The 13770-nt window shown below is 73.5% G+C and carries 4 protein-coding genes; all 4 read right to left on the bottom strand.

The features are described 5' to 3' along the window. Nucleotides 1–61: 61 nt before the first annotated feature. The 4 genes from BJ969_RS10725 to fabD all read right to left on the bottom strand — a co-directional run bounded on the left by BJ969_RS10725 (nt 62) and on the right by fabD (nt 13615). A complete protein-coding gene (locus BJ969_RS10725) occupies nt 62–9682 on the bottom strand; it encodes an SDR family NAD(P)-dependent oxidoreductase (protein ID WP_184478797.1) in 9621 nt (3206 codons plus the stop codon). A gap of 90 nt (nt 9683–9772) precedes the next feature. Continuing rightward, entirely contained in the window at nt 9773–11743 is a 1971-nt protein-coding gene (gene asnB, locus BJ969_RS10720) for an asparagine synthase (glutamine-hydrolyzing) (RefSeq protein WP_184478796.1), read from the bottom strand. A gap of 4 nt (nt 11744–11747) precedes the next feature. Beyond that, nucleotides 11748–12002: an acyl carrier protein gene (locus BJ969_RS10715; RefSeq protein WP_184478795.1), complete on the bottom strand. Its 255-nt coding sequence runs from the start codon at nt 12000–12002 to the stop codon at nt 11748–11750. Between the two features lie 44 nt (nt 12003–12046). Next, on the bottom strand, nt 12047–13615 hold the full coding sequence (gene fabD / locus BJ969_RS10710) for an ACP S-malonyltransferase (protein WP_184478794.1): 1569 nt from the start codon (nt 13613–13615) through the stop codon (nt 12047–12049). Nucleotides 13616–13770 lie beyond the last annotated feature (155 nt).

Raw genomic sequence — 13770 nt, 5'->3', positions numbered from 1 at the left:
GTTGAGCTCCGTTCCAGGGCGCGAGACGGCGGGGCCGGTCTGCGCGGGGGCGGTGAAGCGGTCAGGCATCGCTGAGGGCGTCCGGGCCGAGGCGGTCGTCCAGGACCGCGTCCAGCAGGGCCGCGTAGGCGCCGGTGTCGAACTCCGGCTCCGGTGGCGCGGCGGCGGCCCGGTCGGCTCCGTTCAGCGCGGACTTCCCTCTCATGGCAGTGGATTCGGGCGTTCCCCGGGCGGCGCCGCCCGGACCGGAGACCGCGGGAACCCCGGCGGACTCCGGCACCCAGTAGCGCTCGCGGGCGAACGGGTAGGCGGGCAGCCGCACCGTGCGCCGTCCGGCCGGGTGCTGGGCGGCCCAGTCCGCGGAAGCTCCGTCGCACCACAGCGCGACCGCCGCGTCCAGCCGTCCGTCGCGCAGCGCGCGGGTCACCTCCGGCGACTCGTCCGGCGTCCGCCGCACTCCGGTACCGCGCGAGCGCGGCACGCCGCCGAGGTGCAGGCCCGCGGTGTTCCCGGCCAGGTAGCGGTCCAGCGCGCCGAGCACCTCGTCGACGGAGCCCGCGACGAAACCGAGCCGCCGCTCCATCGCCTCCCGGCCCACCTGCAAGGTGCGCGCCAGCTCCGCCAGGGCGGGACGTTCGCCGGTCCGCAGGAAGTCGCGCAGGCGTTGCGCCGAGGCGCGCAGCCGCTCGTCGTCGCGCGCCGAGAGCACCACGGCCTGCGGCCCGCCGGGGTCCCCCGCGGGCGCCGGGGACGGCGGCGCCTCCTCCAGGACGACGTGCGCGTTGGCGCCGCCGAAGCCGAAGCTGCTCACCCCGGCCCGCAGCGGCCAGGCCCGCCCGGTCGCGTCGGTGCGCGGTTCCCAGCGGCGCGGCTCGCGCACCACCTCGAACTCGCCGCCGGACAGCGGCAGGTGCGGGTTGAGCCGCTCGCAGTGCAACGTCGGCGGCAGCGCGCGGTGGCGCATCGCCAGCAGCACCTTGAGCACCCCGGCCAAGCCCGCGGCCGACTCCAGGTGGCCGATGTTCGTCTTCACCGACCCCAGCGCCCACGGCCTGCCGTCGGCACCCGGCCCGCCGAGCTCCCGGTAGGCGGCGGCGAGGGCGTTGACCTCCACCGGGTCGCCCAGGCCGGTGCCGGTGCCGTGCGCTTCGACGTAGCCGATGCTGCCGGGCTCGATGCCGCGCATCGCGTCCTTGATCAGCGCGGCCTGCGCCTTGCCGTTGGGCGCGGTGAGCGAACCGGCGCGACCGCCGTGGTTCTCCGCACCGCCCCGCAGCACGCCCCAGATCGCGTCGCCGTCGCGCTGCGCCCGAGAGAGCGGCTTGAGCAGCACCACCGCGACGCCCTCGGAGCGCACGTACCCGTCGGCGTCGGCGGAGAACGTCTTGCACCGGCCGTCCTGGCTGAGCATCCCGGACTGCTGGGTGGCGGCGAAGGTGTCGACGCTGAGCAGCAGGTTCACCCCACCCGCCAGCGCCATCTCGCAGCGCCCCGCCCGGATGCTCTCGGCCGCGCGGTGCAGCGCGATCAGCGAGCTGGAGCAGGCGGTGTCGACCGGTTCGCTCGGTCCGTGCACGTCGAGCACGAAGGAGATCCGGTTGGCCAGGATGGAATGCGCGTTGCCGGTGGCGGTGTAGCCGTCGGGCGCGACGCCGCTGGCGTTGAGCAGGTGGTGGTAGTCGTTGCCGGACACCCCGAAGTAGACGCCGGTGCTCTCCGGCAGCCGGGCCGGGGCGTAGCCGCCGTTCTCCAGCGCCGTCCACACCGCTTCCAGCGCGAGGCGCTGCTGCGGGTCCATCAGCTCCGCTTCGAGGCGGGACAGGTTGAAGAAGTCGGCGTCGAACCGGTCCACGTCGTCGAGCTGCCCGGCGAACTTCGGGAAGTCCGCGCCCGCGACGGTGCCGGCGTAGCGGGAGTCGAAGCGGTCGCCCGGGTAGGCGGTGATGAGGTCGTCCCCGTCGCGCAGGCGCCGCCAGAACTCGTCGAGGTCACCGGCTCCGGGGAACTTCCCGGCCGCGCCGACGATCGCCACGGCGTCGTCGTCGGCAGGGCCGGGCGCGGCGGTCGCGGCCGTCGACGAGACGGCGCTCGCCGCCGGAGCCTGCTGCGCCGCCGGGATCGCCGGAGTCGCCGGGGCCGGGGCCGGGGCCGGGGCCGGGGCCGGGGCCTCCGCGGCCTGGTCCGGGACTGTCAGCTTGTCGCCGTAGCGCTCCACCAGATGCTCGGCGAGGCTGCGGATGTTCGGGCACTCGAAGAAGACCGCCGGGCTCAGCTCCACGCCGAACAGGCCGTTGACCTCGGTGGACAACTTCGCCAGCGCGATGGACTCGAAGCCGTAGGCGTGGAAGTGCGTGTCCGCGTCGATCTCGGCGAGGTCGAACTTCAGCAGGTCGGCGACGACCTCCCGCAGCGCCGCGATCAGCGCGTCCTGCCCGTCCACCGGCTCCGGCAACGCGGGGGGCTCGGAGACGTTCGCGGTCGTCGAGGCGACGACCGTGGCGGGCTCGGCGATCGTGGCGGGCTCGGCGATCGTGGCGGGCTCGGCGATCGTGGCGGACTCGGCGATCGACACCGGGGCGGCGGTCGCACCCGAGCCGGTCAACGCGGCCGGCAGCGGCCCGGGGCCGAACTCGGCGCCCTCGATCCGGCCCAGTCCGCGCCCGTGCTCGTCGAGCAGGTCCACCCGGAACGCGGTCTCCGAGGTCCGCTCCAGCAGCAGCGCGCGGGTCCGCTCCAGGTCCGCGCCGTGCACGGCCGCGACCCGCACCACGGCGGCGTCGGCCTGCCCGAGCGCGTGCTGAACCCCTTGCAGCACACCGGCGAACACCCACGCCGGGACGTGCACCTGCCGCTTGTGCGGGTCCTGGCACATCGCCGGTTCAGCGACCCGCACCAGCAGCCGGTGGCCGTCGAGCGGCGCGACGCCGTCGACGCTGCGCGAGTAGGGCCGCGCGTCGATGCCGAGCTCGCCGAGCGCCGCGTAGAAACCGTCCTGGTCCAGCGACAGCGCGGCGTGCACCGGTCCGGGGGGAACCTCCGCGCCCGCGCCGGGTTCGACGGTGGCGGCGAAGCGCAGCGTGCCGTCGGCGTGCCACAGCTCGGCGCGGTGCGCCCCGGCCGAACCGCCCAGCCGCCACTCCAGCGCCGCCGGGTCGTCGCCGGGCGCGGGCAGCGCGGCCCACTCCGCGTCGCGCACCCGCAGCGGGCCGTCGCCGAGGCCCGCGAGCCGCGCGAAGGCCAGCGCGCCGTCGAGCAGCGCCATCGTGGCGTACCGGCGCTTGCGGCCCGCCGTGTGCGCGTAGTCGAGCAGCTCGTCCCCGCGCAACGTCAGGCCGTAGCGCACGCCGTGCAGGTCGGAGCGGTTCTCCCCCACCCACGGGTGCGCGCGGCGGGCGAACGCGATCGGCCGCAGCACGCTCGGGGCGTCGTCGAACTCGGGGTACCAGCAGCTGACCTTGTCGAAGGGGTAGCCGGGCAGCGAGAGCTTCGCGGGCCGGGTGCCCAGCGGCCACAGCCGGTCCCAGTCCACCGCCGAACCGGCCGCCCAGTGCTGCGCGAGCTCGCTGAGCCTGCGCTCGGCCACGGCCTGTTCGACGGTGGCGGCGGTGGCGGTGCGGCGCTGCCGCAGGGTGCTCGCCGTGAAGTGCACGCCGTCCGGCACGGCAGGGGATTCCGCCGTCCAGTCCACTTCGGACAGACGGCTGAGGCGGTGCAGCGCGTCCTCGGTGCTCGTGGCCACGAACGCGAGCCTGCACGGCAGTTCGTTCTTGCCCGTCTGCAACGCGTACGCCAGCGCGTCCAGGCCCGGCCGCTGCGCGCGCACGTGGTCGCGCACGTCGCGCAGCACCGCGCGCAGCACCTGCGGGGTCATCGCGGAGAGCACCAGCACCTGCGGCCTGCCGCTGTCCGGCGCGGCCACCACGGTGCCGTCGTGCTCCTCCACCACGAGGTGCACGTTGATGCCGCCCGCGCCGATCGAGGTGATGCCCGCCCGCAGCGGCGCCTCCTCGCCCCGCACCACGGGGCGGCGCCACTCGGCCCGGTCGCGCTGCACCGTGAACGGCGTCGCGTCGAAGTCGATGGCGGGGCTCAGCGTCTCGGAGTGCAGCGACGGCGCCAGGGTGCGGTGCTGCAGCTGCAGCAGCACCTTCGTCAACCCGACCAGCCCGGAGCCGGACAGCAGGTGCGCCACGTTCGACTTCACCGAACCGATCGCGCAGAAGCCGCGGTCCTCGGTGTGCCTGCCGAACGCGAGGCTGGCGCCCTTGATCTCGATGGGGTCGCCCAGCGAGGTCGCCGAGCCGTGCCCCTCCAGGTAGCTGATGGTGCGCGCGTCCACCCCGGCGTCGTCGAGCGCCCGCTCCACCGCGCGCGCCTGCTGCTGCGGGCTCGGCACGGTGAACCCGTTGCGCACGCCCGCGTTGGTGAGGCCGCTGCCCTTGATCACGCCGTAGACGTGGTCACCGTCGGCGACGGCCTCCCCGAGCGGCTTGAGCACGACCGCGCCGACGCCCTCGCCGAGGATGGTGCCGTCGGCGCCGAGCCCGTAGCTGCGCACGACGTCGGCGGACTTGGTGGTGAAGTGCGCCTGCGAGGTGGAGATCAAGTCGTAGGGGTGCAGCATCAGGTTGATCCCGCCGACCACGACCATCCGGGTGTCGCCGTCGCGCAGCAGCCGCACCGCCTGGTGCACGCACGCCGAGGACGACGAGCACATGGTGTCCACGAACACCGACGGCCCGGTGAAGCCGTAGTGGTAGGACAGCATGTTCGCCATCACGCCGACTTCGCTGCCGCTGGTCGTCGTGCCGCGCTGCAGCATGTTCTGGAAGCCGTAGAGCGAGTAGCTGTTGTTCATCGAGCCGACGAGCACGCCCACGTCGCCGTCGTAGCGGCGGCGCAACGTCTCCCGCGAGTAGCCGGCGTCCTCCAGCGCGGTCACGCCCGCTTGCAGGAACAGCCGCACCTCGGGCGACATGATCTCGGCGTCGCGCTGGGAGATGTTGAAGTAGCGCGGGTCGAAGGCGTCCACGTCGCGCAGGAAGGTGCCGGTGCGCACGACGGTCTTGCCGAGCACGTCGCGCTCGTCGAAGTAGACGTCGCCGTGGCGCCAGCGGGATTCGGGGACCTCTTCGAAGCTGTGCCTGCCTTCGCTGAGCAGGTCCCAGAACTCCGCGAGGGTGTCGGCGCCGGGATAGCGACCGGCCATGCCGACGACGGCGATGTCGTGGTGGTCGGCGTCCGCGCGCGGGTCGGCGGGCCGGGGCGCGGCGAGGGCCGGGGGCGGCGACGTCGGGGGCGCGGTCGCGGGGGTGATCGGCGCGGGTTTGATCGCCGCTGGCGCGATGGTCGGGGAGGCGATTTCCCCTGCGGGAGCGGTGGATTCCACCTCTGCGACCACCGGCGCGGCAGGAGCGGATTCCTGCGGCGCGAACAGCTCCAGCAGCCGGTCCCGGTGCTCGGCGACGAAGTACTCGGCGACGCCCTGCAGGTCGACGTACTCGAAGAACAACGTCTTCGGCAGCGAGCCGAAGGTGTCCTCCAGCGTGCTGGTGAGGTCGACGATCGCGATGGAGTCGATGCCGTAGTGCTCCAGCTTCTCCTCCACCAGGATGTCGTCGGCGTCCTGGCGGGTGACCTTCGCGAACACCTCCCGCAGGAAGTCCTGGGTGCGGTTGACCAGCTCGTCCTCCCCGAGCGCCGCCGGCGCGATCGGGGCGGGCGCCGCCGGGGCCGGGGCGGTCGCGGGCCGGTCCAGTCCCGCGTACACCCGCAGCTTCGGCGTCTCCCCGAACAGCACGACGCGGCGCACCGGCGAGTCGGTGCGCAGCGCCCGCTCGATCGCGGCGAGCCCGACGTCACCGGGCAGCGGGACGGTGCCGGTGCGCTTGCGCAGGTAGGACAGCGTGGCCTCGTCCATCCGCATGCCGCCGTCGGCCCACAGCGGCCAGTCGATCACCCGGGTCGTCGCTCCGGCGGCCTCGCGCCGCGCGGCGAAGGCGTCCAGGTGCGCGTTGGCGGCGGCGTAGTCGGCCTGCGCGGCGCTGCCGAACGCGCCCGCGACGGAACCGAGCAGCAGCAGGAAATCCAGGTCGAGCTCGCGGGTCGCGGCGTCGAGGTGCGCGGTGCCGTCCACCTTCGGCGCGAGCACGGCGGTGGTGCTCGCCAGCGGTTTCGTCGCGAGGTACCCGTCGTCGAGGACCCCGGCCGCGTGGAACACGCCGTCCAGCCGGTCGTGCTCGGAGCGGATGGCGGCCACGGCGGCGTGCACGCTGCCCTCGTCGGTGACGTCGGCCTGCCGGTAGCGCACCCGGCCGCCGGTGAGGCGGGCGTCGAGCGCGTCGACTTCGGGGCTGTGCGCGGAACGGCCGCTGACCACGACGGTGGCGCCGTGGCGCAGGCACAGGTGCTCGGCGAGCATCCGCCCGATGCCGCCCGCGCCGCCGGTGATCCAGTAAACGCCGCCGTCGCGCAGCAGGCTCCGCCCGGACTCGTCCGCCGGGATCGGCGCGGTCTCGTGGCGCAGCCGCCGCCCGCCTGCGGTGTGGGCGATCTCGGTGTCGGCGCTCCCGGCCTCGCTGTGCACGATGCGTTCGAAGCGGGCGGCGTCGCGCGGCGCGAAGTCCTCGACGAGCACGACCGCCCCGTGGAACGCGGGATTCTCCAGCCGCGCGGTCTTGAGCAGGGCCGCGAGCGGTCCGTACACCGGCGAGTCCGGCGCGCCCGGAGCCACGACGAGCACCCGGCCCTTGCCGCGCATCCGCTGCAGCTGCGCGTAGCAGGCTTCGAAGGCGGCCCGCATCGCGTCGGCGTCGCTTGCCGCGGCGGGCACCGGCAGCGCCACCACCTCGGCGCCGAGCCGAGCCGCGCTCGCGGCCACCAGGTCTTCGTCCAGCACCGCGTTGAGCACCACCACCGGTGCCGCCGGTCCCTCCGATGTGGACGGTGCGTCGACCCAGGTTCCGGTGACCTCCAGCAGATCCCCGTCCGGACGCCGGTCCGCCGGTTCGCCGCCGAGGGAACGCGAGGTGTACCCGGTGAACCGGACGCACACCCGGCCCTCGTCGTCGAGCAGGTCCACGTCGACCTTGCCGCGCGCCCGGGAACCCTCCGCGGGCCGCAGCCACGCGTGCATGGTCGCCGTGGTGGGCGCGTGGGCGGTGAGCTCGTCGAGCGCGAACGGCACCGCCGGTGCCGACGGCACCCGCCAGCCGCCGTCCGCCGCGCCGAGCGCGAGCGCCGCGAGCAGCGCACTGTCCAGGATCGCGGGCTGCAAGGCCGATCCGGGCGCGGCCGCCGCGGGCAGCCGCAGCTCGGCGAGCACCCCGTCGGGACCGCTGCGCAGGCCGGTGAGCGCGCGCAGCGCGGGCCCGTGCTCGATGCCGCTGGCGCGCAGCGCGGCGTAGCCCGCCTCGGCGTCGAGCCGCCGCGGGTGCCGCTCCCGCAGCGCCGCCAGGTCGAAGGTCTCGGCGGCGGCGGGCCCGTAGTCCACCCGCCCGCTGGCGTAGGGCGAGCCGTCCGCGTCGACGATCGCGTAGTCGTGGCCGTCGCCGCCCGGGGTCAGCCGCAGCCGCGCCGCCAGGCCGTCCTCCCCGACGACCAGCGGGCGGATCCACACCGCGTTGCGCACCCGCGGGATCCGCCCCTCGGCGTGCTGGCGGGCGGCGGCGATGACGAGGTCGAGGACCGCGACTCCCGGCACGATCCGGGCCCCGTTCACCACGTGATCGCGCACGAAGCCCTGGGTGGCGTCGAAGCGGACCGGGAACGACCAGCCGCCGTCCTCGGCGCTCGCCTGCCCCAGCGCGGCCGTCTCGGTCGCGGCCTGCTCCACCGGGGCTGCCGCGACGGCCGGGCTCAGGTTCGAAGGCGCCGTCGGGGTGAACCAGTGCGGGGTGCGGGCGAACGCGTACCCGGGCAGGTGCAGCCGCCTGCCCTGCTCCGGCCACTGCTCCCAGTCCACCGGCAGCCCGGTCGCCCAGGCGGAGGCGAACTTCTCGTAGCGGCCCTGCTCCAGCCACCGCGCGCCCAGCTCGGTGAGGTCGTCGGCGTCGAGCCCGTCGGGAGCGCCGTCGGCGGCCCGTCCCCGCTTGCACCGCGCGGGCACCCGCTTGTCCCCCGCCGCGATGCTCTCCAGCTGCGCGACCCAGGTGTCGAGGTCGTCGGCGCGGAACACGATCCGTTCCCGCATCGGCGTCCGCCCCTGGCGCAGGGTGCGCGCGACGTCGGCCAGCGCGGGCCGCTCGTCGCGCTCCCGCACCCAGTGCGCGAGCGCCGCGCAGGTCTCCCGCAGCCGCTCCTCGTCGCGCGCCGACACCGGGATCCACTGCTCCCCGTCGTCGTCGCCGCTCGCCTCGACGGATTCGCCCGCTTCGAGCAGCACGTGCGCGTTGGTTCCGCCGAAGCCGAACGAGCTCACGCCCGCCCGCAGCGGCCCCTGCCCGGACTCCCAGCCGGTGAGGCCGTCCACGATGTAGAGCGGGCTGCCCGCGAGCTTGATCAGCGGGTTGAGCTTGCGGAAGTTCACCGTCTCCGGCAGCTGCCGGTGCCGCATCGCGAGGATCACCTTGAGCATGCCCGCGATGCCCGCCGCGCCTTCGAGGTGCCCGATGTTCGTCTTCACCGAGCCGACGCCGCACCGGTGGCCCTCGGCCTCGCCGCCGAGCGCGGCGAACGCCTTCTTCAACCCCCGGATCTCGATCGGGTCCCCGACCGGCGTGCCCGGCCCGTGGGTCTCCACGTAGGTCACCGATTCCGGCGCGATGCCCGCCCGCCGGTACACCCCGGTGATCAGGTCGGCCTGGGCGTCCGGGTTGGTGACGGTGAGCGAGCTGGTGCGCCCGCCGTGGTTGCTGCCGATGCCCTTGATCACCGCGTGCACCGGGTCGCCGTCCCGCCGGGCGTCGGCGGCGCGCTTGAGCAGCACCACCCCGCCGCCCTCACCGCGCACGTAGCCGTTGGCGCCCGCGTCGAACGCCCGGCACAGCCCGTCCGGCGAGAGCATGCCCGCCTTGGCGAACGCGATGAAGTGCCGCGCCGACCAGGTCAGGTTCACGCCACCGGCCAGGGCGTACTCGCAGTCGCCGGACAGCAGCGCCTGCACGCCCTGCTGCACCGCCACCAGCGAACTCGCGCACGCGGTGTCGTTGACGACGCTGGGGCCGCGGAAGTCGAAGTGGTGCGACACCCGGTTCGCGATGATCGCGTAGGCCGCGCCCGTCGGGTAGTAGGCGTCGACCTCGGCGACCTCCTGCTCGACGAGCTCCGCGTAGTCCCAGTGGCACACGCCCATGAACACGCCGGTCGCCGAGCCCGCGAGGCGGTCCGCGCGGTACCCGGCGTCCTCCAGCGCGTGCCAGCTCAGCTCCATCGCCATCCGCTGCTGCGGATCCATCGCCTGGGCTTCGCGCGGGGAGATCTGGAAGAACTCGGCGTCGAAGCAGTCCACGTCGTCGACGAAACCGCCCCAGGCGCTGTTGGTCTTGTTGAACTCCCGGCGCGGATCGCCGAGGTGGTCCTCCTTGCGCCAGCGGCGCGCGGGGACCTCGCTGATCAGCGACCGGCCGGCCGACAGGTGCCCCCAGAACTCGTCCATCGTGCGCGAGCCGGGCAGCCGCAACGAGGTGCCGATGATGGCGATGTCGTGGTCACCGGTGGGGTGGTCCATGGGAGGTTGCTCCATCTCAGCGCCGGTCCTCGGCCTGTCGGTTTCGGCCGGGGGCGGCCTGGTGTCTGGTCGGCGGCACGGCCGCCTGGTGCGCGCGGGCGGAGGTCAGGCCGCCACCGCGCTGGAACGCCGGTCGACCACCCGCAGCGGCACCGCCAGCGGTTCGTGGTCGCGGGCGTGGCCGCGGACGTACCAGTGGTGCAGCCACACCGTGGAGGCCAGGAAGACGAACGCCTGGTTCTCCTTGGTGCCGATGCGTTCCGGCGGGGTGTCGAAGACGCGGGTGACGAACTTGCGCACGAACCGCGAGTCGAGCGCGGGGATCTCGTCGAGCGCGTCCTGGTCCAGCAGCAGGTCGCGGTAGTCCGGACGGGACCGCACGAACACCGCGGAATCCGGTGCGCGGTAGGGGAATTTGCCCTTCTTCACGATCCGCTCCGGCAGCACGTCGGCGTAGGCCTGCTTGAGCAGGTACTTCTCGTCGTACGGGTCGCCGAAGCGGCCGTTGACGGAGGCGGCGCGGCGCACCACGGCCGGATCGAGGAACGGGCAGCGGTTCTCCACGCCGTGCGCCAGCGCCATCCGCTCGCCCTGGGTGGACAGCAGGTAGCCGGACAGCAGGGTGCGGAACTCCAGCCACTGCGCCTTCTGCACCGCGCTGAGCTCGGCGAAGCCCGGCTCGTCGGCGACGAGCTTCTCGATCGCGCCCAGCGGATCTCCGGGTTCGGCGAGCAGGCGGGCGGCGAAGCGGCCGTTCTGGAACCGCATCTGGTGCGAGAACAGGCCGGGCCGGTCCTCGGTGGAGAACTGCTGGTAGAGGCCCAGCATGCGGCGCTGCTCGTCGGCACCGTTGAAGTGCGCCAGGTACGGGTAGAGCCGCCCCATCCGCTCCCGGCGCGTCTCGTCGTCGAGCTCGTTCCACTCCGACAGCAGCCGGGTGTCCTTGAAGATCCCGTAGCCGAGGAACGCCTCGTCGGCGCCTTCCCCGCTGAGCACGACCTTGATGCCCTCGCGCCGGACCTGCCGGGCCAGCAGGTGCATCGGCACGAACGCGGTGCGGAACGCGGGCACCTCGGCGTGCCGGACGGCCTCCGGGAAGGCTTCGGCGACGTCGGCGTCGGAGACCCGCACCGTCGAGTGCCGGGTTCCCAGGTGCGCGGTGAGCTCGTCCTGCTCGGCGGACTCGTCGAACTCGGCGTCCTCGAACTGGATCGAGAACGTCCGAAGTGGACGGTCGGTGCGCCGGGCCGCGAGGTGCGCGATGATCGAGGAGTCCAGCCCGCCGGAGGCGTACACGCCGACCTCGACGTCGCTGCGCAGCCGCACGTCCACGGCCTGTTCCAGGTCGGCCCGGATGAGCTCCACGGCCTCCTGCTCGGATTCGGGGGCGGCACCGGCGGACAGGTCCAGCGGAGCCCACCGGCCGCGCCGCACCTCGTCGCCGCGCAACGACAGGTACTCGCCCATCGGGACCTGCTCGACGCCCTGGTAGCCGCTCTGGCCGGGCAGCGGGGTCCAGGTCGCGAAGATGGAGGACAGCTCGGCCGGGTCGAACTCGAACCGGAAGCCGGGGTAGGCCAGGAACGCCTTCATCTCGGAGGCGAACAGCCACGCGCCCTCGTGCCGGGCCACGAACAGCGGGCGCTTGCCGTAGCGGTCCCGCGCCAGGTGCAGCTCACCGGTTTCCGAGTCGTACACGGCGAAGCCGAACGCCCCGTTGAACCGCGGCAGGCAGTCCGGGCCCCACGCCGCCCACGCGTTGAGCACCACTTCGGTGTCGGATTCGGTGCGGAACGCGAAGCCGCGGGCGATCAGGTCGCGGCGCAGCTCGCGGTAGTTGTAGAGCTCGCCGTTGTAGCAGAGCCAGTAGCGCCCGTCCGCGCTGCCGACGGGCTGCTGCCCGCTGGAGAGGTCGATGATGCTCAGCCGCACCGTGCCCATCGCGAGCCGGTCGTCGAGGTAGCAGCCCGCCTCGTCCGGTCCGCGGTGCTCGATCTGCGCGAGCATGTCGTGCATCAGGTCCCGGTACTGCTCCGGATGCAGCGAACTGCCGTAGAAACCCGCGATGCCGCACATCGCGTCACCGGCTTTCGAGGGCCCGCTCGCGGGCGCCGTCGACGAACTCGGCGATGCCCGCCAGCGACACCATCACGTTGCCGAGCAGCTCGTCCTCGCCGAACTGCACGCCGTAGGACTGCTCGATGTGCGTCATCAGCGAGATGTAGCCGAAGGAGTCGAGGATGCCCGCTTTGAACAGGTCGGTCTCCTCGGTGATCTCCGCGTCGAACTCGAACATGAACTGCTCTTCCAGGTACGCCTTCAGTTCGTCCTTCATGGCCGTCCTCTGCCCTCGGGTTGTCGTTGCGGGTGCTGGCTCGGTCAGGTGACCGCGAATCCGGAGCCGACGATCCGCGCCAGCGCGGACCACCGGTCGCGGATGAAGAAGTGGTCTCCGGGGAACAGGTGCGTGGTCAGCGGCCGGGTGCTCTCCCGCTGCCAGGCGTCGACGTCGGCGCGGGTGAACCACTCGGCGGCGCCGTTCATCGCCGTGATGGGGATGTCCAGCGGTGCCGCGTCGGGGTGCGCGTAGGCGCCGAGCGCGGTGAAGTCGGCGCGCAGGATTCGCTCGTAGAACGCCATCAGGTCCGGGTGGTCGCGCAGCTCCGCGGGGAGCCCGCCGAGCCGGTCCAGGTGCGCCCAGAACTCGTCGGTGGGCAGCCGCCAGGTGTCGCGCTCCCGGCTGGGGATCACCGGTCCGCTCTCGCCGGAGACGTACAGGTGCTCCGGCGCGGGCAGTCCTTCGGCCCGCAGCCGGTGGCACAGCAGGAAGGCCAGCCGCGCCCCGAGGCTGTGCCCGTACACGGCGAACGGCGCGTCGAGCCTGCCGCGCAGCTGGCCGAGCAGGTCGTCGACGATCGCGACCGGGTCGTGCAGCAGCGGTTCGGAGATCCGCTTGCCGTGGCCCGGCCGCTCCAGCGTGACCACGTCGAGGTCGGTGTGCTCGGCCAGGCCCGCGTAGGCGCGCTCGTCGCCGCCCGCGTAGGCGACGCAGAACAGCCGGGGCCGCACCTTCGGCGCCTCCGGGGTGGCGTCGATCTGCTTGACCATGCGGGTGAGGACCTGGCGCTCCCCCACTTCGCGGCAGTCGTCCAGCGAGGCGTGCCGCATCAGGTAGCGCACGCTCTCCAGCCAGCGCACCGACCCGGCGATCTGCTCGCTGAGCGTCGCGGCGATGTCCTGCTCCGCGTAGGGGCGCGCGGTGAGGTTCGCGATCACGGTGGCGTTGAGCGGGCCGAACCGGAATCCCTTGAGGAACGCGGCGAACTCGTCGCGGGCGGGCGCCATGAACCGGGAGTGGAACGCGGCGGAGACCTTCAGCCGGGCGGTGCGGACGCGGCGCTCGTCGAGCAGCGGCTGCGCGCGGTCGATCTCCGCGCGGTCGCCGGAGAGCACCAGCTGGCTGTCGGTGTTGATGTTCGCGAGGTCCAGCCGGGTCAGCTCGTGCTCGGCGAGGAACGCCCTCAGGTCGGCGACGCCGAGCCCGACGACGGCGAGCATCGCGCCGTTCTCGGCCCGTGCCATCAGTTCGCCGCGCTTGGCCACGAGCTTGAGGCCGGTCTCGAAGTCGAAGGCGCCGGCGGCGTGCAGCGCGTTGTACTCGCCGAGGCTGTGCCCGAGCAGGTAGTCGCCAGCGGGCTCACCGCGCTCCAGCGAGTCCACGTAGGACAGCGCGTTGACCGCGTACAGCGCGGGCTGGGTGTAGCGGGTGTCGTCGAGCCGCCCGTCCGGGTCCTCCAGGCACAACCGGGGGAGGTCGTAGCCGAGGACGTCGCTCGCCCGCTCCGCCAGCCGCGGGTAGCGCTCGAACAATCCGGCCCCCATGCCGACGGCCTGCGATCCCTGGCCGGGGAAGAGCACGGAACGCGCGCCCGCGACGGCAGCACTCATGCCGACACCGCGGTGGTGTTCCGGAACAGGGCGCGACCTCGCCACATCGAGTGCCTCCTGATTGCACGACGACCCCATCAGCAGAGCCGATCTCATCAGCACGCTAGAGACGCTCCGGAACTGTTCGCAATCTTCAGAACTGCGCCCGACGGACA

Origin of the sequence: Saccharopolyspora gloriosae (genome assembly GCF_014203325.1) — a bacterium.
In the GTDB taxonomy this organism is placed as follows: domain Bacteria; phylum Actinomycetota; class Actinomycetes; order Mycobacteriales; family Pseudonocardiaceae; genus Saccharopolyspora_C; species Saccharopolyspora_C gloriosae.
The sequence above is the reverse complement of the archived record's forward strand: the minus strand, read 5'-3'. Positions and strand labels throughout refer to the sequence as shown.

What these genes read in the sequence shown, in the direction of transcription:
- BJ969_RS10725 (WP_184478797.1), bottom strand. Translation starts at nt 9,682, where the DNA reads ATGGAGCAACCTCCCATGGACCACCCCACCGGTGACCACGACATCGCC.
- asnB (WP_184478796.1), bottom strand. Translation starts at nt 11,743, where the DNA reads ATGTGCGGCATCGCGGGTTTCTACGGCAGTTCGCTGCATCCGGAGCAG.
- BJ969_RS10715 (WP_184478795.1), bottom strand. Translation starts at nt 12,002, where the DNA reads ATGAAGGACGAACTGAAGGCGTACCTGGAAGAGCAGTTCATGTTCGAG.
- fabD (WP_184478794.1), bottom strand. Translation starts at nt 13,615, where the DNA reads ATGAGTGCTGCCGTCGCGGGCGCGCGTTCCGTGCTCTTCCCCGGCCAG.